Origin of the sequence: Streptosporangium roseum DSM 43021 (assembly GCF_000024865.1) — a bacterium.
Lineage (GTDB): Bacteria > Actinomycetota > Actinomycetes > Streptosporangiales > Streptosporangiaceae > Streptosporangium > Streptosporangium roseum.
The window spans coordinates 6,333,833-6,355,572 of record NC_013595.1; the positions used below are offsets into that span (position 1 = coordinate 6,333,833).

The following is a 21,740-nucleotide window of genomic DNA, read 5'->3' on the forward strand; positions in this document are numbered from 1 at the left end:
AAACGCCTTCCTCGGACGGTTACGCGCGGCGGATCGGGCGGACGTCGTCGCGCAGTCCCTCGGAACCGGTGCCGGGTGGCGATCACTCCACGGCGTTGCCGTCGAGGACGAGCGGTGGTGGCACGGCGTCCCGGCTCCACCACCCGTCGCCGGAGGGGGCGGACGGTTCGGCGACGCCGGCGAGGTCGGCGCCTCCCCGCAGCTCGCGCCGGAGCGCGAGGGCGTGGTGGAGGTAGTCCTGCGCCAGGCGGGTACGGCCCGCCGACCGGTGCAGCTCGCCGAGCTTCTGGACCGTGGCCGCCTCCCCGCTCCGGTCGCCGAGCCGCTGGAAGATCAGCAGTGACCGCTCCAGCTGGTCGGAGGCGTGCGACTGGTCGCCGCGGACCACCTGGAGGCCGCCCAGACTCTGCATGGCGTAAGCCCCGCAGTGGAGGTCGCCGAGGCCTTCGAAGATGTCCAGCGCGTGTCCCTGGAACCGCATCGCCCGCTCGGGCTCCGCCGCCAGATCGTGCAGCCGCCCGAACTGCATGGACACGCAGCCCTCGCGGTGGGAGTCGCCGAGCTCCCTGGCCAGCCGCAGCGCCTCGCCCAGCCACTTCGAGGCCTGGCCGGGATCGCCGGAGGCCAGGCAGACGCGCCCGATGGCCTGCCGCGCGTAGGCCTCACCGCTCTGGTCGCCCATGGCGAGGAACATGGCCAGGGCCCGCCGGAAGTAGGCCAGTGCCCTGAGGTGCTCGCCGCAGAACTGGTTGACCGCCCCCAGCCCGCAGATCGAGGTCGCCTCGCCCCGCACGTCGCCCAGCTCGTGGAAGATCGTGAGGGATCGCCGGAACATCTCCGTCGCCTCGGCGTAGCGGTCCTGGTAGAGGCATACCTGGGCCAGACCCCGGAGCATGGCCGCCTCACCGTAGCGGTCCTGCGCCAGGCGGGCGGCGTCCAGGGCGATCCGGTGGGTGGACTGCCACTCCTCGAAGTGGCAGCGCAGGTCGAAGTAGGGGACGAGGGCCGCGGCGAGCCCCCACGCCGGCTCGGCCAGCCCGGCGTCGACGGCCAGACGCACCGCGCCCACGAGCGCCTCGTGCTCGACGTCGAACCACGACAGCGGGTCGGCGGTCAGCCGTCCGAGGGTGTCCTCCGCCAGGTTCCAGCGGGTCGCCCTGGCCGATGTCAGGCTGAAGAGCGTGGTCGGCAACCGTGCCGTGGCACTCTCGGTGGTGGCCATCCACGCTCCGAGCACCCTGATGAGGGCGTGCCGCTCCGGGGCGCCGCCGGCCTTCTCCCTGGCGTTGCAGCGGACCAGGTCGTGCAGCCGGTAGCGCGGCTGGCCGATCGGGTCGGTCCCGACCAGCTGGAGCAGGTTCACATCGACCAGGACGTCCGTCACGTCGTCGGCCCGGTGCCGGTCCAGCACGGCGTCGACCACCCAGCCGGGCAGGGACTGCGGTCCCAGGAGACCGAGTGCCCGGAAGGCCAGGGCCGCGTCGTCGGGCAGCAGCCGGTAGCTCCGGTCGAAGCTGCCCCGCACCTCCAGATCGCCGGCCCGCAGCTCGCCGAGCCTGCCCGCCTCGTCCTCCAGCCGCTGCCGCAGCACCCCCAGCGACCACCTGGGCCGTCCCGCGAGCCGCGCTCCGGCGACCCTGACGGCGAGCGGCAGGTAGCCGCAGGCGCGCAGGATCGCCGAGGCCGCCTCCCTCTCCCGTCCCAGCCGCTCGGAGCCGACGATCCTGCCCAGGAGCTCCTCGGCCTCCTCCGGTGACAGGACGTCCAGTTCGAGCTGGAGGGCGCCGGGCAGTTCGGTGATCCGCCGCCTGCTGGTCACGAGCACCGCGCAGCCGTTGCCGGGCAGCAGCGGCCGTACCTGGGCGGCGCCGGCGGCGTCGTCGAGGAGGACGAGCATCGGGCGTTCGGCCAGCAGGGACCGGTACAGCGCGGAGCGTTCGCGCACGGTGCACGGCAGGCCGGCCTCGCCTACCCCCAGCGCCCGCAGCGCCTCGGCCAGCAGCTCGCCCGGGTCGGCCGGCGCGTACTCGGTCCCGCCGAGGTCCAGGTAGAGCTGCCCGCCCGGATACCCGGTCCGTACAGCGTGCGCGCAGTGCACGGCCAGCGCCGACTTGCCCACGCCCGGCGGGCCCACCACCACCACGATCGACGGCGGTCCGTCCGGCGGCCGTTCCACCGGTGACAGCGCCCGCGTGAGGACGGCGACGTCCTCAGACCTGCCGGTGAAGTCCGGGATGTCCGACGGGAGCTGGTGAGGAGTGGAGCCGGGGGCGGGGACGGCCGGCAGGTGGTGCGGGACGGTCTCGGCGGGGGGCGGCGGGCCGGCGACGGTCTCGGCGCGGGACGGCGGGCCGGAGACGGTCTCGGCGGCGGGCGGGGGGAGATCGGGCGGGGTCGCGGCGGGCGGGAGCTCCCCCGCCAGGACGGCGGCGTGCGCCCGGCGCAGATCCGTGCCGGGTTCGATGCCGAGCTCGGTGACCAGCTGCCGCCTGACCGTGGCGTAGGCGTGCAGGGCCTCGGCCTGCCGGCCGCTCCAGTGCAGGGCGAGTATGAGCCGCTGCCAGAGGTCCTCGCGGAAGGGATGCTCCTTCAGCAGCCCGCGCAGCTCTCCGATCGCGTCGGCGTACCGGCCCCGGGCCATTCTCAGGGCGATCAGCTCCTCGGCCGCGCCGAGCCGCAGCTCCGCCAGCGACTGCAGCCGCCCGTCCCAGAGCGGGCTGCCCGGCAGGTCGGCGAGGGGGGTGCCGCGCCACAGCCCGAGCGCCCGGCTGAGCCCGTCGAAGGCCTCCTCCGTACGGCCCGCCGCGCGCGCCCGCGCGATCAGGTCGGCGAAGAGCAGCGCGTCGAGCTGTCCGGGTGCCAGCTCGATCACGTAGCCGGGCGGGCGGGCCTGGATCCGGGCGCCGGCCGCGTCGAGCACGCCGCGCAGCGAGCTGACGTAGGTGCGGAGGTTGGCGTGGGCGGAGCGCGGCCGGTGCCGGGGCCACAGCACCTCGACGAGGAGGTCCGCGCCGACCACGTGGTTCGCGTGGAGCAGCAGCGATGCCAGCAGGATTCGTGGTTTCGTGCCGGCGATGCGGAGGGGCCGTCCCGAGGCACGGACGTCCAGGGCACCGAGCACGCTGAATGTGGGCTGATCAACCACCATGACCGCACTTACTCCTCTTATGGAGGCGCTGCAACCATTCATCGGGTTGTGTGCTATGAGCCGGGTAGGCCTTTATGCCGATTTTGGATGATTTTTGTACTGATAATCCAGACCCTTAGCCCCAGGAAGAGCCTTTCGGAGAGATCCAACAGACAGTGCACGGTACCGGTCAAGGCGTCGCCCACCGGACCTGCGGAAAGGATCCGTATGAGACTCAGAGGGGTGCTCACGGCGGGGTTCGCCCTGCTGCTCAGCCTCGCGGGCGGAGCCGCCATGGCGCCGAGCGCCGGAGCCGCCGACCTGGCCTCCGGTGCCGCCGCGGCGAGCCTGGCGCCGGGCTTCCAGCTGCCCTTCCCCTGCGGGCAGAGCTGGGCGGGCAACTCCAGTGCCAGCAGCGCGCACCAGTCATGGGAGATCGACTTCAACCGGGGCAGCTCCGCGGACGCCGACCTGGGAGACACCGTCGTCGCCGCGGCGGCGGGCACGGTGGCCATCTCGGCCCACCAGGGATCGACCAACGGCTTCGGGAACCTGGTCAAGATCGATCACGGCGGAGGCTGGTCCACCTACTACGCCCATCTGAACTCGCGATCGGTGAGCGCGGGGGCCCAGGTCTCCCAGGGACAGCCGATCGGCACGGTCGGCAAGACCAGCAAGCCGGGCAACAACATCTCGGCCCACCTGCACTACGAGGTGCGCCTGGGCAGCAGCTACCCGTCCAACATCCAGAAGGCCGTATTCAACGGGACCACCTTCGGTTACCCCGCCAAGACCGTGACCTCCAACAACTGCGGCGGCGGCAACCCGCACACCGCGGAGTCGGTCTGCGGCAGCGGCTACGGAGTGGTCGACTCCGCGGCGCTCGGCTCGGCCGGCACCGTCTACCTGCTCTACAACAACTCCAACGGCTACAACTGCGTGGCCACCATCAAGCGCTCGTCCGTCGGCACGGCGACCGCCACCACCGCCTACCTGGAAGTACAGGGCAGCAGCCGGATCACCGACAGCGGCAACTTCGAGTACTACGCGGGCCCGGTGCGCGCGAGCGCTCCCGGCAAGTGCGTCAAGTGGGGCGGCAAGGCCGGTTCATCCACCTACGACAGCCCCTTCGAACACTGCGGCAGCTGACAGAGAGTAGGGCCGCCTCCGCCTCCCCGGCCGGAGGCGGCCCTTCGACGGACCCCCCCACCCTTCGAGGAGAACCCGTGAAGGCCCGCCTCCGCCGTCCGGCCGCACTGCTGGCCGGCTCGCTCATCCCCCTGTCACTCCTGATCGGGCCGCCCGCGAGCGCCGCTCCGGCCGCCCCCCTGACCGACGCCTTCGCCGACGCGGCCACGACCTACGAGGTCCCCCGCGACCTGCTCGTCGCCCTCGCCTACGCCGAGACCCACCTCGACGACCACCACGGCGCCCCCAGCGCCAGCGGCGGCTACGGAGTGATGCACCTGGTCAGCAACCCCACCACCCACACCCTGGAACAGGCCGCCCAACTGACCGCCACCCCGATCGACACCCTCAAGACCGACACCACCGCCAACATCACCGGCGGCGCCGCGATCCTGCGCGCCCACGCCGACAAACTCGGACTGGACGCCACCACCCGCAAAGACCCCGGCAAGTGGTACACCGCCATAGCCAAGTACGGCAACGCCTCCTCCCCCGACGTCGCCCGCCTGTACGCCGACACCGTCTACGACCTGCTCGCCAAAGGCGTCAACACCGCCGCACCCAGCGGCACCGTGACCGTCCCCCCGCAGCCCGTACAGCCCGACCGCGGCCCCTACGCCCAGGCCCGCGACCTGAACACCCCCCACCTGGCCGCCGCCGTGGACTACCCCGGCGCCAAATGGGTCGCCGCCAGCTCCAGCAACTACACCGTCTCCAACCGGCCCACCAGCAACGCCATCGACCGCATCGTCATCCACGTCACCCAGGGCTCCTACGCCGGCACCATCTCCTGGTTCCAAAACCCCGCCGCCCAGGTCTCGGCGCACTACGTCGTGCGCTCCTCCGACGGCGACGTCACCCAGATGGTCCGCGAAAAGGACCGGGCCTGGCACGCCCGCGACTGGAACAGCCGCTCCGTCGGCATCGAGCACGAGGGCTACGTCAACGACGCCTCCTGGTTCACCGACGCGATGTACCGCTCCTCGGCCGCGCTGACCCGCAACATCGCCGACCGCTACGGCATCCCCAAGGACCGCGCCCACATCGTCGGCCACGTCGAGGTCCCGGGCAACGACCACACCGACCCCGGCCCGAACTGGGACTGGACCAGGTACATGCAGTACGTCAACGGCGGCGGTGGCGGCAACCCGCACACCCCGCAGTCGATCTGCGGCGCCGGCTACGAGACCGTCGACTCCGCGGCGCTGGGCACGGCCGGCACCGTCTACCTGCTGTACAACAACTCCAACGGCTACAACTGCGTGACCACCATCAAGCGCTCGTCCGTCGGCACGGCGACCCCCACCACCGCCTACCTGGAGGTGCAGGGCGGGACCCGCGTCACCGACAGCGGCAACTTCGCCTACTACGCGGGCCCGGTACGCGCCCCCGCGGCCGGCAAGTGTGTCAAGTGGGGCGGCAAGGCCGGCTCGTTCAGCTACGACAGCCCCTTCGGGCACTGCGGCAGCTGACCGGACCCCATCGCGCCGCGCGAGCCGTGGCGCGGACCGGGCGGGTGCGGACCGGGCGGGCCGTACCCGCCCGGTCCGCGTCCGCCCGGCGGCGCTCCTCAGGCCTGGCGCCACTCCGCCACGGTGCCGGGGCCGTGCACGCGGAGGTCCGGCGCGGCCTCCAGGGCCTTCTCCTCGCCACCGGGGGTGTAGGTGACGATGAGCCGCAGCGGGCGCCAGGTCGCGTTGAAGGTCGAGTGGTAGGCCCCGGCCGGGATGTGCACGGTGTCGCCCTCCCTGATCGGGAACGGCTCGCCGTCTCCGACCATCTGCAGCGCCTCACCGGAGATCACGTAGATGATCTCCTCGGCGTTCGGATGGTTGTGCCGGGCGTGCCCGCGGCCCGGGTTCACGATCACCTCGCCCAGCGAGCTGCCCGCCCCCTCCACGCTGGAGGGGGTGACGAACCACTTGATCGACCCCCAGTCGAAAGCCATCGTGGGAACCGCGTCGGGACTCACATGCATGATGTCTCCTCACATCCTCGGGGTTGTCAGAACTCCAGCGACTTGAAAGCCCGGACCTGCTCGGTGATGGCGCGCTCGGTCGGCAGCCGCTCGACCGACGACGCCCCGAAGAAGCCCACGACCCCCTCGGTACGCGACAGCACGTAACCCGCGTCCCCGGGCTCGGCGATCGGGCCGCCGTGGCAGAGCACGAAGACGTCGGGCCGGACGGCGACCGCCGCGTCGCGCATCGCCTGGACCCGCTCCACGGCCTCGTCCAGGGTCAGCGCGGTCCCCGCGCCGATGCTGCCCTTGGTGGTCAGCCCGACGTGCGGGACCAGGACGTCGGCGCCCGCCTCGGCCATCGCTCGCGCCTGCTCCTCGTCGAAGACGTACGGCGCGGTCAGCAGGTCGCGCTCGCGGGCCAGCCGGACCATCTCGACCTCGAGGTCGTAGCCCATGCCGGTCTCCTCCAGGTTCTGGCGGAAGACCCCGTCGTACAGCCCCACGGTCGGGAAGTTCTGCACACCCGCGAAGCCCATGGCGGCGAGCTGGTCGAGGAACCTGGGCATCAGCCGGAACGGGTCGGTGCCGCAGACCCCGGCCAGGACCGGGGTGTCCTCGACGACGGGGAGCACCTCGGCCGCCATCTCGACGACGATCTGGTTGGCGTCGCCGTACGGCAGCAGTCCCGCCAGCGAGCCGCGGCCTGCCATCCGGTAGCGGCCGGAGTTGTAGATGATGATCATGTCGACGCCGCCGGCCTCGGCGCACTTCGCGGACAGGCCGGTTCCGGCGCCGGCGCCGACGACCGGGCGGCCCTCGGCGACGGTCCGCCCGAGCCTGGCAAGGATGTCCTGGCGGTTCACTTCGCCCCTCCCGAAGAGATCATCCGGTGCAGCCGGTCGGCCATGGCGCGGCCGAATCCGGGATCGTTGACGTGCAGGTCGAGCTCCTCGACCTCGACGGCCGTACCGCGCAGGCCGTCCGACAGGGCCTCGAAACAGGCCTCGTCGGCCTTCGGGTCGTGGAAGGCCGCGCCGGGGGCGTCGAGGGCGGACACCCCGCCGCGCGGGACGAACAGCGCGGCCGGACCGGTCGCCCCGCGCAGCTTGGCGGCCACCCGGCGGCCCAGCTCGCCCATCTCCCCTGCCGTGGTCCGCATCAGCGTCACAGCCGGGTTGTGCACGTGGAACGTGCGTCCCTCGAACCGTTCGGGCACGGTGTCCCGGGGGCCGAAGTTGACCATGTCCAGTGCGCCCGGGGCGACCACCTGGGGCACGCCGGCCGCGCCGGCCGCGGTCAGCCGCTCCGGACCGGCCGACAGCACGCCGCCGGCCAGGTCGTCGGCCAGCTCGGTGGTGGTGAGGTCGAGGACTCCCGAGAGCAGCCCGCTGCCGGCGAGCCCCTCCAGCGCCCGGCCGCCGGATCCGGTCGCGTGGAAGACCAGCACCTCGTAGCCGAGCTCCTCCAGGCGTTCCCTGGCCGCGTCCACCGCGGGCGTGGTCACGCCGAACATCGACGCGGCGACGAGCGGGCGGTCCTCGGCGCCGGCCGGGAGGGCGACGCTCGCCATGCCCGCCACGGCGGCGGCCGCGTTGCCGAGGATGCGCCGGGAGAGCCGGTTGACGCCCGCGATGTCGACGACGCTGTACATCAGCGTCACGTCCTTGGCCCCCACGTAGGGGGAGACGTCACCGGAGGCCATGGTGGAGACGATGAGCTTGGGCAGGCCGATCGGCAGATCCCGTACGGCCCGCGCCGCGATCGAGGATCCGCCGCTGCCGCCGACGGCGAGCACGGCGTCGAGCCGGCCCGCGCCGTGCAGCTCCGCGAGGACCGCGGCCGCGCCCTCGCCCATCGCGGCGACGGCCGCGCCCCGGTCGCCCGCCGCGCGGAGCGCCTCGACCTCGGCCCCGGCGGCCCGGGCCACGCGGTCGTTGCCGACGTCGGCGTCCACCTGTGCCCGGCCCACCCCCGCGTCGACCAGGACGACCTCGCATCCGAGGTCGCGCAGGCGGTCACGGAGCCAGGCGTACTCCCGGCCCTTCGTATCCAGCGTCCCTACCAGGCAGATCGTCGGCATATCGTGCCCTGCCCCCCTCTGTTCGATGACCCTCCCCGCCGCGCCGACCACCATCGGGAACCCGGGCGTACCGGACGCGGTAGATGATCGTGGCCGGCGGGGGGCCCGTACCGGGCCCGGCGTTGACATGCCCAGTCAGCGGGGTGTCGCACCATCGGGCGCGGGCCCGCCTCCGCCGATGGCGGGATCACCGCGCCGGAGGGTTTCTCCCGAACGCGCCCCCAGCCGCCAAGTAGCTCTGCGATAGATCAGGGTCGCGGTCCGCGACCATCGCGAGTCGGGGGATTTCGCGATCGCCGCGGGGTGGGGCCGCAGCTGTTAGGATACAACTGTATCCATTCATGGGAGATGAGGTCACCATGCGCGCACTCGACCGGCCGTCGGCCTTCACCAGTGACTCTGCCCGTGACAAGTACTTCGCCGCCTACGGCCGAGTGCTCGGCGAGCTGTGGCCCGTGCCGGTGGACGCCGTCGACGTCGAGACCCACGCCGGCAGTGTGCGGATCCACCGGGCCGGGCCCGCCGAGGGGGATCCGGTGGTCCTCCTGGCCGGTGCCGGTGGGAACGCGCTGGCCTGGTACCGCTACATCGAGCCGCTGGCGCGCATGCGTCCGGTCTTCGCCGTCGACCCGCTCGGCGAGCCCGGCCGCTCGGTTCAGACGGAGCCGCTGGCGACCGGTGCCGAGGTCGGCGGCTGGCTCACCGACGTCCTGGCCGCGGTCGGCGCCGAGCGCGCACATGTGGTGGGTTCCTCTTACGGCGGCTGGACCGCGGTGGAACAGCAGCTTGGCGGGGGCGGCCGGGTCGCGGCGCTGACGCTGGTGGATCCGGTCGGCTTCGCGCCGTTGACCGGACGGTTCTACCGGTGGGTCATCGTCGGCGGCATGGCCGCCCTGCTCCCTCGTGCGCTGCGACACCGTGTCGCCGGCGCAGTGGGCAACGGCGCGCTGCGCGAGGACGTGCTGATGAAGCTGATGCTGGCCGGCCGGTCTTTCCGCCGGCGGCTGCCCATCCCGCCCACCTACACCGACGAGCAGGTGCGTGAGCTGTCCGTGCCCGTACAGGTGCTGCTGGGCGCCCGCAGCGCGGTGCACGACGCGCGGGCGGTGGCCGCGCGGCTGGCCGAGATCGCGCCGTCGTGGCGGGTGGAGATCGTGCCCGGCACCGGACACTCGCTGCCCGTCGAAGCTCCGGACCTGGTCACAGAGCGGATTCTCACCTTCCCCGGCCAAGCCCGGGCCGGGATCGCGACGCCGGAACACAGCACGGACCGCGGCTAGGAGACCGGCATGCCCAAACAGGTGGACCATGATGAGCGGCGACGCCAGTTGACCGAGGCGCTGCTGCGCATCGCCGGCACCCGTGGCTTGCAGGCGGTGTCGATGCGTGAGATCGCCGCCGAGGCCGGGGTCTCGCTGCGCGTCGTCCAGTACTACTTCACCGACAAGCAGGCCCTGCTCGACTCCGGCCTCGCCGAGCTGGCCGCCCGCCTGGACCGCCGAGTCAGGCAGCGGGCCGCCGCCACGGGCAGGCTGTCCACGCGAAGTGTCTTCGAAGCCGTCCTCGGCGCGATCCTGCCCTCCGACGAACAGAGCCGGCTGGACTCGCTGGCCTGGACCGCCTACTACACCGCCGCCCTCACCGACCCGGCGCTCGCCGCGGCCGCGCTCACCCGGCCCGACGCGCTGGAAGACTTCCTCACCACCCGGCTCACCACCGCGCAGCGGGCCGGGGACCTCGCCTCCGATCGCGACCCGCGCACCGAGGTCGCCACACTTCTGGCTCTCGCCAACGGCCTGACCGCCGGCGTCCTGGGCCGCCAGCGCAGCCACGAGGCCGCCATCGCGATCATCGACTACCACCTCGACCGCCTCTTCGGACCGACGGCCACCCTCCGGCCGCCCCCGGACTGAGCCGCACCGATCCAGGCTCCTCACCTCCATCCCGGCCGGCGACTGTCCATCCTCGCGGCCCGTTTCCGCCGTATTCCGGTGGCCCCGTATCGGGTCAGTCGTCCAGCAGGTTGTGCCGTGCGGCGGACAGGCCCGCCTGGAACCTGGTCCGGGCGCCCAGGTGTTCGCAGAGCCGCCGCACCCGCCGCTGAACCGTGCGCAGGCTGACGCCGAGCTGCCGTGCGATCGCGTCGTCCTGCATCCCCGCCGCCAGCAGCGCGAGGACGTCGGCGTCGTGCTCGCCGGGCCACGTGTCCGGCTCCCGCGGGGACGGCGACCCGGCGGCATGAGGTGGACGCAGCGGGGTGGCGGCCCGCCACAGCACCTCGAACAGCCCGACGAGGGCGTCGAGGAGGGCGGAGGGGTGGACGACGAGCGCGCTTTCGATGGCCCTGTCCTGGTCGGAGACCAGCGGCAGGATCGCGGTGGCGCCGTCGGCGATGGCCAGCTTCACCGGAACGTGGCCCAGGCGTGCCTGCTCGCCGTCGGCGATCGCACGGCGGGTGTGCTCGAACAGGCCGGGATGCTCGAACGCCCGGGGGCCGTAGATCGCCCGGGTGGCCGCCCGCCGCCGCGTCGCCCGCTGCTCTTCCTCCAGGTCGTGGGAGACGTCTATGGCGTACGGCGGATGCACGAGCACGAGCATCTCCTTGGCCGCGCCCCGCTCGATCTGGAGGAATCGCCGGGCCACGGCGGCCTGCCCGGTGATGACCTCCAGAAGCTCCTCCGGCTGCGGCCCGGTGCGCTCGGCGGTCTCGACGGCCAGCAGGGCGGCGGCCATCCTGCTGTGGGCGATCTCCTCCTGGCGCCGCGCCACCAGGGCGTCCACCGCGACCTGCGGCGGCGTGGCGATCAGCCGCAGGGGCCGGCCGACGAGGCGGGTGACCAGGCCGAGGTCCTCAAGCCGGGGAACCGTCCGGCGGAGAGCTGCGGCGGAGACGGCGGCCTCGGCTGCGAGCACCGCGAGGGAGGAGGGGCCGTTGCGCAGCAGCGCCCGGTAGGCCGTCTCCTCGGTGGCGGTGATCCCGAGCCCCTCGAGAAGCCGCCGATCCACCACGTCCGCCGTCCCCAGGCGGGCGCGGGGGGTGCCCCAGTCCGCCGGATCCCGGCGGGGTTCTCCGTCTTGTGAGTCGAGCACATGCCGAACGTAGACCACTGCCGCATGGCGCCGGGGCGGATTTACGACAAGTCACGATCCAGCCAGCCGAAAGTCATGGACATCGGCACAGCATGACCTCTAGGAATTCGGACCATCCACTTATATGAATTCCGGAGGTCCGTTCATGCGACGTTGGGTGGCGACGGCCGTCGCGTTGACCGCGGCGTGCGCCGTCGTACCGGGTGTCCCCGCCTCGGCGGGTCCCATCCGCGCTCCAGCGGGATCCGCGCCCGTTTCCCAGCTCACGACCGCGCCGGACACCTATGACGTCACGCTGGTCACCGGCGACCGCGTGCACGTCACCGAGCTGGGAGACGGCCGCAGGACCGCGACGATCACCGCCGCCCCGCGCGCGGACGGCTCCACCCCCGCCTTCCAGACGCTGGAGACCGGGGGCAGGCTGAGCGTGGTCCCGGACGACGTGGCGAGCCTCGTCCCGCGCCGCCTCGACCCGCAGCTGTTCGATGTGACGGCGCTCGCGGAGCAGGGCTACGCCGACCCGGCCAGCGGCACCCTCCCGCTCATCCTGACCTACACCGAGCCCGCCTCCCTGGCGGCGGCCCCCGCGATCCCCGCGACGGAGCCCACGCGCCGGCTGGAGAGCATCGGCGGGAGCGGCGCCACCATGGACAAGAAGCAGGCGGCGCAGCTCGGCGCGGCACTGGCCGAGCTCGCCCGCACCGGGGGCGGCTCCGGGGACAGGCGCCTGTCCGGGCCGCTCGCCGGCGTCGAGAAGATCTGGCTCGACCGCCGGGTGGAGGCCGTACTCGACCGCAGCGTCCCGCAGATCTCCGCGCCCGCCGCCTGGGCCGCCGGATACGACGGAGCCGGCACGACCGTGGCCGTGCTCGACACCGGGTTCGACTCCCGCCACCCCGACCTGGCCGGAAAGATCGCCGACGAGCGCGACTTCACCGGCGAGGACAGCGTCCGCGACACCCAGGGACACGGCACGCACGTGGCCTCCACCATCGCCGGCAGCGGGGCCGCCTCGGGCGGACGGCTCAAGGGCGTCGCGCCGGGCGCCAAGCTGCTCAACGGCAGGGTGCTCAACGGCGACGGCGAAGGGGCCGTGTCGTGGATCATCGACGGCATGGAGTGGGCCGCCACCGACAAGCACGCCGACATCGTGAACATGAGTCTCGGCAGCCCGGAGCCCGGCGGCCCGCTCACCGAGGCCGTGGACAGTCTCACCGAGCGGCACGGCACGCTCTTCGTGATCGCGGCGGGCAACCTGGGCTGTGACGGCTGCGTCGGAAGCCCCGGCGACGCCCCGGCCGCCCTGACCGTCGGAGCCGTCGACGCCGAGGACAGGCTGGCGGAGTTCTCCAGCCGCGGTCCCGTCGGCCCCGACGGCGCCGTCAAGCCCGACGTCACCGCGCCGGGCGTGGGCATCGTCGCGGCGCGGGCGGAGGGGACCTCCCTGGGCGAGCCGGTCGACGCCTCCCACACCCGGCTGTCCGGCACGTCCATGGCCACCCCGCACGTGGCGGGGGCCGCCGCGCTGCTGCGCCAGGCCCGGCCCGGCATCCGGGCCGGCGAGCTCAAGGCCCTGCTGATGGGGTCGGCCAGGCATCAGGAGGGCAACTCCGTCGACGAGCAGGGCAGCGGGCGCGTCGACGTCGCCGCCGCGCTCGCCGACCCGGTCGTGGCCTCCCTGGGGTCGGTGAACTTCGGAACGGTCGAGAGCCCCGCCACGGGGGCCGCCCCCGTGACCCGGAAGGTCTCCTACCGCAACGTCTCCGGCGCGCCGGTCCCGCTGAACCTGAGGAGCACCGGCGCCTTCACCGTCTCCCCGGCGACGCTCACGGTGCCGGCCGGGGGCAGTGCCGAGGCGCAGGTCTCCCTCGACGCCGCGAAGGTCCCCGAGAAGCGTCTCCGGGAGGAGCTGGTCGCCACCACCGCCCAGGGCCGGAACGTGCGCACGCTGCTCACCGCGGACGTGCGGGAGGCCCGCGTCGAGCTCCGGGTCAGCGGCATCGCCCGGGACGGCCGGCCGGCGCGCGGCGGCTTCACCGTGCTCAACCTGGACGACGGCACCCTCGCCGGACGCCTGCTGCCCGGTGACGCCGCCGCCCCCTGCACCGACGAGCGCTACGGCTCCGGCACCTGCCTGCGCGTGCGGCCGGGGAGCTACTCCGTGCTGGGCCACATCTTCACGGCGCCGTCATGGCAGGACAGCACCGAGAGCGGGCAGGTGCTGAACGAGAGCCTCGTCGGCGACCCCGAGATGACCATAACCGAGGACACCGAGGTCGTGCTCGACGCCCGCAAGGCCGTCGAGGTGCGCGTCGAGACGCCCGACCACAGGACCAAGCGGAACACCGGGGCCGCCGAACACCTCCTGTGGTACCGGGCACCGGCGGAAGGTGAGGGCGCCCTGCGCGGCGGCACCCTCATCAGGCCGGGCGCGCAGCTGGAGGAGCGGCTCTTCATCCAGCCGACCAGGCGCGTCACCAAGGGCATGTTCTCCGTCGCCACCCGGTGGCGGCTGGACGCGCCGGCCATCACGATGCGGGCGCTCGGGATCACGCTGAACCCGGAGTACTACGACCCGACGTGGTTCAGCGACCTGTCCCCCGAGTTCCCCCGCCTGGACGGGCCGGCGCTCCTCCAGCTCGCCGACGCCGGCCAGGGCAGGCCCGAGGACCTCAAGGGCAGGGACCTGCGCGGGAAGCTGGCGCTCATCCGGCGCACCGACGGGATCCCGGTCGCGACGCAGTCCAACGACGCCGCGGCGGCCGGAGCCAGGATGGTGGCGATCTACAACGACCGTCCGGGCGTCGACACCGCCCCCGGAGGGTCGGGGGTGAAGCTCTCCGTCCCGACGGTACGGCTGTCGCAGGAGGAGGGCCGGAAGCTGCTGTCCCGGCTGCGGCACCTGCCCGTCCCCGTCCTGGCCGAGGGCGTCGTCGCCAGCCCCTACCAGTACGAGCTGTTCCTGCGCGAGAAGGGCCGGGTCCCGGAGAAGCTGCACTACGTCGTCCGCGCCAAGTCACTGGCCAGGGAGGAGACCGACTTCTACAGCCAGCTCGCCGACGACGTGACGGTCAACGAGGCGCGGTGGGCCTTCGAGCCGTGGGACGCCACCTCCCTCACCACGAACCGGCCGGTGCACCGGACCCCGCGGACCCAGGTCACCTACGTCACCCCCGACCCCGAGGTCCGCTGGAACAGCGCGGCGGGCGCCCCCGAACTCCCCTACAACCACATGTGGGAGCACGCGCCGACGCCGCGAGTGGAGCTCTCCGCCCCCGACCTCCGGCCCTACCGGGAAGGGGAGAGATCCCACCGCACCTGGTTCAGGCAGCCGCTGGTGCCGGGCGTCAACCCCCACAGCCCGCTGCGCAGGCAGGGGGACACGCTGCGCATCTCCATGCAGGGTTTCGTCGACGCGGGCGGCAACTTCGGCCCGGCCTACACCAGTGACTTCGAGCAGGGCCTGCGCACCGACTTCCGCCTCTACCGGGGCACGACGCTGATCGGCCAGATGACCGGCCTGCCCTCGGCACGGGCCACCCTGCCCCCGGAGAAGTCGGACTACCGGATCGAGTACGAGATCGAGAATCGCGCGACGTGGGCGAAGCTGTCCACCCGGACGAAGACGGCCTGGACGTTCGCCTCCGAGCACACCGCCGACGGGGCGACCGGGGTGATCCCCCTGCTGCTCGCCGGCTACGACGTCCCCGTCGATCTGAAGAACCGCGGCGCCCCGGCGTCGCTCGGCCTGACGCTGCGCCACCAGCCGGGCGCTCCCACGAGCGCGATCAAGGACGTCTCGCTTGAGGTCTCCTACGACGACGGCGCGACCTGGCGGGCCGTACGGCGCCTGACCCCGACGGGCGGCGGCTCCTACAAGGCGCTGCTGGAGCGGCCCGCGCCGGGCGCCGGGGCCGTCTCGCTGCGGCTGCGCGCGTCGGACGCGCAGGGTGGCGGCATCACCCAGGAGGTGATCCGCGCCTACGCCCTGCCGGGCCGCTGACCGCCTCCGCCGGCGCCCCCTGACCCTGCGCGGCCTGCCCAGAGCAGGCCGCGCAGGGTCAGTGCGTACACGGTGGGATGCGTCAGGTCGGCGAGGTTGTGGCCGATCGCGGAGAAGAAGACCCTGCCCGCGCCCCACCGGCGGGTCCACACGACCGGCATGGGGACGGGCAGGGCGTGCGGGCCTCCGCCGGTCGGGGCGAAGGTGGTGGTGGCGAGGACGTCGTTGAGGGAGTCGGTGAGCATCCAGTACTGCTCGGTGTGGACGGTGAAGCCCTCCAGCCCGGCGACGATCGGGTGGCCGGCGCGGGCCGGGTCGATGACGACGTCGTATTCGACGGAGTCCCCCGGGTGGCACAGGAAGAGGCCGCCGACCATCCGGTGGTAGGCGCGGTCGTCGAAGGCGGCCACCACTCCCCCGTGCCAGCCGGCGAATCCGGTGCCCGCCTCGACGGCGGACAGCAGCCCGGCGGACTGCCGGCCGGTGAGCGCGCCGTCCGTCCAGCACTGCACGACGAGGTCGGTCGCGGCCAGCAGGTCCGCGTCGGTGTAGACGTCGAGGTCGTCGGCGACGGTGACGTCGAATCCCGCGTCGGCGAGCCCGGGGATGAACAGGCCGGTCGCCTCGGCGGGGACGTGCCCCTCCCAGCCTCCCCGGACGACGAGCGCGTGTCTGGTCATGCCCTGCTCCCCGGCTGGTCCCGGACCCGGCGTGGCTCCGCCACGGGGGCCGTCCTGGTCGATCCGGCCGCTGACATCCCAGCGCCACAGCCGGGTCCGCGTCAACCGGGCGTGGGCCCCGTGCGGCACGGTCGAGGCCATGCCGCACGGGGCCCGTCGTCGGTCGCGCCGGCCCGCCGGACCGGCGCGGGCGTGGTCAGGCCGCGGCCCGCGCCGACAGCGCGACCGTCGCCTGCCGGGTGACGCCGTTCACGGTGACCGCGACGACGACCTGTCCCGCGCGCAGCGCCGTGAGCGTCCCCGTGGCGGGATCGAGCACCGCGACGTGGCGCGCCTTCGCGCCGGCGCGGGTGCCGACGTGAAGGTTCGGCGAGCCCGACCAGTCCGCCGAGGCGGGGTAGGCGACGGGCACCGTGCGGCTGCCCTGCGCCAGGGTCGCCGAGACCCGGCCGGGCTTGCCGACCTCCACCGACGCGGGTGCCGTGAGGGTCAGCCCGTCGACGTGCGGGCGGACCTGCGCGCCGATCCAGGCCGGCGCGTCGACGAACCAGTTGCGCCGGACGTGTGCCGCCTCCCGCTCGGTCACCGGGTCGACCCCCCACAGGGACCAGCCGGTGAAGCCGCCGTCGTCGGCCGCCGTGGCCGGGTTCTTGCCTGAGTTGCCGTTGATGAAGTACGGCACGGCGTCGACCCGCGAGGCGTGGAAGGTCCCGACGTGGGCGCCGATGTAGGCGACCCCCTTGCCGGTGGTGCGCTGGAAGTCCGCGAGCCAGCCCTCGACCAGCGCGGCCTCCTTGCGGTCGCCGAGCTGGCTGCCCTTGCCGGGCGTCGGGTCGCGCGGCGGCACGTGGAACAGCACGGCGACCGAGCCGACCGACGGGTCCTTCTCCGCCGCGTCGAGACGCTCGCGCAACATGGCCACCTGCTCGAACCCTCCGCCGCGCAGGTTCAGCCGCGAGGTGTCGAGGGTCACGAAACGGGTCCCCTTGTGGTCGAAGCCGCCGTAGGTGTCGCCGAAGACCGACCTGAAGTTGTCGATCTTCCCGCCCATGACCTCGTGGTTGCCGGGCACGTAGTGGACGGGCAGCTCTCCGTGGAGCTCCTCGTCCAGGATCCGCTTGGCGAGCGCGAAGTCCTCCGGCGAGGCCTCGTCCACGAGGTCACCGTTGATGAGCAGGAAGTCGGGCCTGGCGGCCCGGATCTCCCGCAGGGTGCGGCGGGCGTTGGCGACGATGTCGCTGTCGGGGTCGCGTGCCACGAACTGCGCGTCCGACATGACCGCGAACCGCCACGGCATCGCCGCGACCTCGGCCCCGGGGCGGATGACCGGGTCGGCCGTCTTCGGGGCGGCCGGAGCGTCCACCGACGGCGGCACCTTCGCGACGAGCCCGTCGATCGTGATCTCACCGGTGTACTTCTGGTCGGTCTTGGTCTCGGCGACGTAGAAGCGCCGGAGCTTCAGCGGGTAGTTCACCCCGGGCGGCACCGCGAACTCGACGAACTTCCAGCCGGTCCAGGTGAGATACGGGCCGCGGAGGATCTGCGACTGCCCCTGGGCGTCGTAGAACTCCAGGCTCGGCCACTCCCCCTTGCCGCCGGAGTGGATCCAGAGGCCGAACGCCTGCGGCTGGCCCGGCACGGTGATCTGCTGGGGCGGGCTCGCGTAGGCGGCCCGCGTCGCCGTCGACTGGGTGAAGTCGTAGGCGAGCTTGAGCCCGCCGCCGCTCTGGCCCGGCGCCGCCGACAGCGAGCCCGTCGCCCGCGCGGCCGCGAACGTCCACGACGCCGCGTCCTCGAAGCCGGCGACCGGGACGTCCTCGTACCCGACGGTCACCGGGACCGCCGCGCTCGAACCGCCGGCCCGTACGGTCACCAGGCCCGAACCGGTCGCCTTCTTCGCCTTCACCGTGAAGAAGCCGTGCTCGGAGGTGGCGACGTCGAGCAGGTCCCTGTCGTAGTCGAGCCGCACGTCGGAGGGTTCGACGGGGGCGGAGTTGCCGTTGCGGTCGTAGCCGACCACTCCGAAGGTGCCCGAGGCGTCCGCGCCCGCCAGGCCGACCCGGTCGGTCGTCGCGCCGAGGCGCACGAGGGGCTGCAGGACGGTGAGAGCGATCTCGCCCTTCGCGCCGCCGCGGGAGGCGGTGACGGTCGTCTGGCCGGGCACGAGGGCGCGGAAGGTGCCGTCGCGGCCGACGAGCCCGTGTACCGCCTGGGAGGCCCGCCAGGACGGGGTGCCCGCCGCCGGGCCGTACGTCTCGTCGTAGCCGGCGGCCGTGAGCTTGCGGGTGAGACCGGGGAAGACGCGGTCGGGGCGGCCGCCGCCGACCGGACCGGCGCCGGGGGCCCGCGCCGGGTCGGCGGCCGTCTCCACCCAGAAGCCCTTGAGCTTCCCGCTGCCCGCGGGCGCATAGAGCGCGAGGCCGTTGGGGACGTGCCGCTCGCCGCCGTCGGAGGGGCTGTTCTCCACCTGCACGTCGGCGGAGCCGGGCTCCCGGGCGAGCATCGTCGAGGAGCCGCCGCCGTCGAGGTTCAGCGCGTCGTGCGCGCCGAGCTCGGCCATCATCGCGCCGAGCTCGGTGAGCGTGACGCCCCTGCTGTCGGTCTGCCTGCCGTCGACCGTCAGCAGGTACATCTTCCGGCCGTCGGCGGAGAAGCCGACGGCGGTGCGCGGGTGGGCGGTGTTGTCGGCGGAGGTCTGCGCGACGCCGTCCTTGACGAGGATCTGGCTGCCGCCGACGGCCGCCTTGACGGCGCCGCCCTCGGAGGGCTTGGGCTGGTATCTCACCTCGACGCGGTCGCCCGGCTTCAGCGCGGCGAGCGCGCTCGCTCCGGCGTCCCTGCCGAGCAGGATCGCGGTGCCCGCCGGGATCGGGCCGCTGCCCGCGGAGGTGCGCACCTCGGTGACGACGCCGCCCTCCAGCACGACCTCGGTGACCGCGGCCGCGCCCTCGACCGCGCGCCCGCGGCCGTAGGAGCCCCACAGCGGGGTGAACAGGCCGACGCCGTTACCCTGGATGAGCTGGTTGAACTGGGTCAGCGTGATCGGGCTGCCGCCGGCGGGCGTCGCGGTGCCGTCGAAGTGCATCTGCAGCACGCGTCCGACCCCGTCGGCGGTGACCGCGACGGCGTTGTTGTGTCCCGCGACCGGGGCCTGGACGAGGTCTCCGTTGTGGATGCCGATGCCCTGCGCCGCGCCGGAGCTGTTGATGTCGAAGAAGTCGCCGTTGACGGCGGCGACGGCCCGGGACCGCTTCGCCGGTCCGGACAGCGGCTCGGTCTTCGACACCTCGCCCGAGTACACGTAGTCGACGCTCGCGCCGGCCGTGAGGTCCGCGGCGATCGCGTCGGCACGGAGCCAGCCCGCGGTGTCGTAGCGGTCGAAGGAGGAGAGGGTGATCCCCGGCGCGACGGGCCGGGTCTTCTTGGCCGTGTCCAGCTGCCGTGCGCCGGGGGCGACGAGCAGCGTGGAGGGGGCCTGGTAGGACGACGCCCGCGGCGCGTCCTCTACGAGGGTCTGCTCCGGTCGCGCCGGGGAGGGTGACGGCGACGGATCGGCCTGGGCGGGCCCTGCCGCGCTGAACGCGAGCAACGGGGCGAGCAGGGCCGCGGCCATTATGCGGGGGTGGTGACTTGGGGACACGAGCGAACTCAATCGCGCAATGGTTACAAGTTTCAAGACTTCCAGGTGTCCTAAAAGAAAATTTCAGGCTCTCGGCCCACCGGCGCGGAGCCGCCCGGGACACCGGGAGAGCCGGTCGCGCACCGCCCCCCGGAGACGCCTACCTGGTCGGACGCCGGGATCGGGACAGTCCGGGCGGCCGGCGGCCGTTCACCGAGACGTCACCGGGACCTCCGGCCGGGACGGCGGCGCTCCGGCGGGGACGGCGACACTCCGACCGGGACGGCGGCGCTCCGGCCGGGAACACCCGATCGCCGGTGCGCCGCCGCGCTACGCTGCCCACCCTGACATGCCGGGCGAAGGGGACGGATCGGAATGACCGAGCAGCCTCGTCTCATCCGAACAGGCCGGAGGATGGCGCTGGCCACCCTCACCTCCCGGGTGACCGGTTTCCTCCGGACGCTGGCGCTCGTGGTCGCGCTGGGCCTCGGAACCCGGCTGCTCGACGCCTACACGGTGGCGAACACGACCCCGAACACGATCTATGAGCTGGTGCTCGGCGGCACGCTGGCCGGCGTCATGATCCCCCTGCTGATCCGGGCGGCCGCGGAACCCGGCGTCGACAGCGACCTCCACGCCCAGCGGCTGCTGTCGGCGATCGTCTACGTCCTCGGCGCCACCGTCGTCCTCACGGTGGCGGCGGCCCCCTGGATCGTGGACCTCTACGCGCCGGGGTTCAGCCCGGAACAGCGGGACCTGGCGATCCTTCTCACCAGGTACTTCCTGCCGCAGATCCTGCTCTACGGCCTCGGCACCGGCATGGCGGCCGTTCTCAACGCGCGGGGCGACCTGGCCACGCCGATGTGGGCGCCGGTCGCCAACAACGTCGTGGTCATCGCCACCGCGCTCGGCTACGTCCTGCTCGGAGGCGGAGGAGAGCTCGCCGCGCTGACCCCGGGACAGTCACTGCTGCTGTCGCTCGGCACCACGGCCGGAGTCGCCGTCCAGACGCTCGTGCTGGCGGCGGCGCTCCGGCGGAACGGGTTCCCCCTGCGGCTACGGCTGGACCCGCGAGGCGCCGGGCTCCGCCGGACCGCCCGCATGGCCGGCTGGACCCTGCTCTACGTGATCGCGGCCCAGGCCGTCTTCACCGTCGGGACCCGGCTGGCGTCCGGTGCCGGCCCGGGTCCGGTGGCCGTCTACCAGAACGCCTACACGCTCTTCCAGCTCCCCTACGCCGTCATCGCGGTGTCCGTCATCACGGGGGTGCTGCCGAGGATGAGCGCGGCCGCCGGCGGGCGGGACCTCGCCAGGATCACCGCCGACCTCTCCCACGGTCTGCGGCTCACCGCGGTCGTGCTCATGCCCGTCGCCGCCGCGCTCGTCGTGCTCGGGCCGCAGATCACCACGCTGCTGTTCGCTCACGGCAACGCCTCGGCCGACGCGGCCCGCCTCACCGGTTCGGTCCTGGCGGCCTTCGGTTTCGCGCTGGTCCCCTTCGCCGGCTACCAGATCATGCTGCGCGTCTTCTACGCCCTCCAGGACACCCGGACCCCCGCTCTCATTCACGTCGGCGTCGCCGTGGTCGCGATCGCCTCGTCGGTCGCGCTCTCCTCCGCGCTGCCCGCCCGGGACCTCCTCGTCGGCCTGGCCGCCTGCTACGCGGCCGCCCACGCGGTCGGGTTCGCCGCGGCGGCGGCCGTTCTGCGCCACCGGCTGGGCCGGATCGACGGGCACAGGCTGCTCAGGAGCCACTCCCGGATGCTCGCCGCGTCCCTCGCCGCCGGCGGCGCCGGGGCGCTCGTCGCCTACGCCCTGCGCCACGGAGGCGTGGCCGGTGCCGGGTGGTCCGGATCCCTGGTGACCGTGCTCGCCGTCTCGGCGGTCGGCGCCGGCCTCTACGCCCTCGTCGCCCACCTGCTGCGCGTCCCCGAGCTGCGCACTCTGGTGAGGGCGCTGCGGCCGGGCACGGCCGCCGGTTGAACGCCGG

The 21,740-nt window shown here is 73.3% G+C and carries 13 protein-coding genes; 6 read left to right on the forward strand and 7 right to left on the reverse strand.

The window, feature by feature from the left end; translation table 11 throughout:
- Positions 1 to 82: 82 nt before the first annotated feature.
- A complete protein-coding gene (locus SROS_RS27870; RefSeq protein WP_012892265.1) occupies positions 83 to 3,148 on the reverse strand; it encodes an AfsR/SARP family transcriptional regulator in 3,066 nt (1,021 codons plus the stop codon).
- 207 nt (positions 3,149 to 3,355) lie between these two features.
- Here SROS_RS27870 and SROS_RS27875 point away from each other — a divergent pair, with 207 nt between their 5' ends.
- Both SROS_RS27875 and SROS_RS53995 read left to right on the forward strand, forming a co-directional pair.
- Positions 3,356 to 4,276 carry a M23 family metallopeptidase gene (locus tag SROS_RS27875; RefSeq protein WP_012892266.1) on the forward strand — a complete coding sequence of 307 codons (921 nt, stop codon included), beginning with the start codon at positions 3,356 to 3,358 and terminating at the stop codon, positions 4,274 to 4,276.
- 77 nt (positions 4,277 to 4,353) lie between these two features.
- Positions 4,354 to 5,787 (forward strand): N-acetylmuramoyl-L-alanine amidase, encoded by a 1,434-nt coding sequence (locus SROS_RS53995; RefSeq protein WP_012892267.1) that lies wholly within the window; start codon positions 4,354 to 4,356, stop codon positions 5,785 to 5,787.
- Between the two features lie 98 nt (positions 5,788 to 5,885).
- Here SROS_RS53995 and SROS_RS27885 read toward each other — a convergent pair whose 3' ends face one another.
- Genes SROS_RS27885 through SROS_RS27895 form a run of 3 tightly spaced genes read right to left on the reverse strand, consistent with a single transcriptional unit; the run spans position 5,886 to position 8,358 of the window.
- Positions 5,886 to 6,293, reverse strand: a complete 408-nt coding sequence (locus SROS_RS27885; protein ID WP_012892268.1) for a cupin domain-containing protein — start codon at positions 6,291 to 6,293, stop codon at positions 5,886 to 5,888.
- A 26-nt stretch (positions 6,294 to 6,319) separates the two neighbouring features.
- Positions 6,320 to 7,141 (reverse strand): phosphoenolpyruvate hydrolase family protein, encoded by an 822-nt coding sequence (locus SROS_RS27890; RefSeq protein WP_012892269.1) that lies wholly within the window; start codon positions 7,139 to 7,141, stop codon positions 6,320 to 6,322.
- Positions 7,138 to 8,358 (reverse strand): Tm-1-like ATP-binding domain-containing protein, encoded by a 1,221-nt coding sequence (locus tag SROS_RS27895; protein WP_012892270.1) that lies wholly within the window; start codon positions 8,356 to 8,358, stop codon positions 7,138 to 7,140. The genes SROS_RS27890 and SROS_RS27895 overlap by 4 nt, the downstream gene beginning before the upstream one ends.
- A gap of 359 nt (positions 8,359 to 8,717) precedes the next feature.
- Here SROS_RS27895 and SROS_RS27900 point away from each other — a divergent pair, with 359 nt between their 5' ends.
- On the forward strand, positions 8,718 to 9,638 hold the full coding sequence (locus SROS_RS27900) for an alpha/beta fold hydrolase (RefSeq protein WP_012892271.1): 921 nt from the start codon (positions 8,718 to 8,720) through the stop codon (positions 9,636 to 9,638).
- Positions 9,639 to 9,647: 9 nt separating this feature from the next.
- The gene (locus tag SROS_RS27905) at positions 9,648 to 10,271 is read left to right on the forward strand and encodes a TetR/AcrR family transcriptional regulator (protein WP_012892272.1); all 624 of its coding nucleotides are present in this window, start codon (positions 9,648 to 9,650) and stop codon (positions 10,269 to 10,271) included.
- Between the two features lie 94 nt (positions 10,272 to 10,365).
- On the opposite strand, the gene SROS_RS27910 is transcribed toward SROS_RS27905, so the two are convergent.
- Positions 10,366 to 11,448: a helix-turn-helix domain-containing protein gene (locus tag SROS_RS27910; RefSeq protein WP_245564298.1), complete on the reverse strand. Its 1,083-nt coding sequence runs from the start codon at positions 11,446 to 11,448 to the stop codon at positions 10,366 to 10,368.
- 145 nt (positions 11,449 to 11,593) lie between these two features.
- Between SROS_RS27910 and SROS_RS27915 the strand changes: the two genes are divergently transcribed.
- Complete coding sequence (locus SROS_RS27915; protein ID WP_012892274.1) at positions 11,594 to 15,451, forward strand: S8 family peptidase; 3,858 nt, start codon at positions 11,594 to 11,596, stop codon at positions 15,449 to 15,451.
- On the opposite strand, the gene SROS_RS27920 is transcribed toward SROS_RS27915, so the two are convergent.
- A complete protein-coding gene (locus SROS_RS27920) occupies positions 15,430 to 16,131 on the reverse strand; it encodes a ThuA domain-containing protein (protein ID WP_012892275.1) in 702 nt (233 codons plus the stop codon). The two genes, SROS_RS27915 and SROS_RS27920, sit on opposite strands and share 22 nt — an antisense overlap.
- Before the next feature lie 196 nt (positions 16,132 to 16,327).
- Positions 16,328 to 19,744 carry a phosphodiester glycosidase family protein gene (locus tag SROS_RS27925; protein ID WP_012892276.1) on the reverse strand — a complete coding sequence of 1,139 codons (3,417 nt, stop codon included), beginning with the start codon at positions 19,742 to 19,744 and terminating at the stop codon, positions 16,328 to 16,330.
- Between the two features lie 381 nt (positions 19,745 to 20,125).
- On the opposite strand from SROS_RS27925, the gene murJ reads away from it, so the two are divergent.
- Positions 20,126 to 21,733, forward strand: a complete 1,608-nt coding sequence (murJ, locus tag SROS_RS27930; RefSeq protein WP_012892277.1) for a murein biosynthesis integral membrane protein MurJ — start codon at positions 20,126 to 20,128, stop codon at positions 21,731 to 21,733.
- Positions 21,734 to 21,740: the final 7 nt, after the last annotated feature.

Excerpts from the sequence above, each read along its gene's own strand:
- SROS_RS27885 (WP_012892268.1), bottom strand. The coding sequence starts at position 6,293 with ATGCATGTGAGTCCCGACGCGGTTCCCACGATGGCTTTCGACTGGGGG.
- SROS_RS27900 (WP_012892271.1), top strand. The coding sequence starts at position 8,718 with ATGCGCGCACTCGACCGGCCGTCGGCCTTCACCAGTGACTCTGCCCGT.
- SROS_RS27875 (WP_012892266.1), top strand. The coding sequence starts at position 3,356 with ATGAGACTCAGAGGGGTGCTCACGGCGGGGTTCGCCCTGCTGCTCAGC.
- SROS_RS27895 (WP_012892270.1), bottom strand. The coding sequence starts at position 8,358 with ATGCCGACGATCTGCCTGGTAGGGACGCTGGATACGAAGGGCCGGGAG.
- SROS_RS27870 (WP_012892265.1), bottom strand. The coding sequence starts at position 3,148 with ATGGTGGTTGATCAGCCCACATTCAGCGTGCTCGGTGCCCTGGACGTC.
- SROS_RS27915 (WP_012892274.1), top strand. The coding sequence starts at position 11,594 with ATGCGACGTTGGGTGGCGACGGCCGTCGCGTTGACCGCGGCGTGCGCC.
- SROS_RS27920 (WP_012892275.1), bottom strand. The coding sequence starts at position 16,131 with ATGACCAGACACGCGCTCGTCGTCCGGGGAGGCTGGGAGGGGCACGTC.
- murJ (WP_012892277.1), top strand. The coding sequence starts at position 20,126 with ATGACCGAGCAGCCTCGTCTCATCCGAACAGGCCGGAGGATGGCGCTG.
- SROS_RS27905 (WP_012892272.1), top strand. The coding sequence starts at position 9,648 with ATGCCCAAACAGGTGGACCATGATGAGCGGCGACGCCAGTTGACCGAG.
- SROS_RS27925 (WP_012892276.1), bottom strand. The coding sequence starts at position 19,744 with ATGGCCGCGGCCCTGCTCGCCCCGTTGCTCGCGTTCAGCGCGGCAGGG.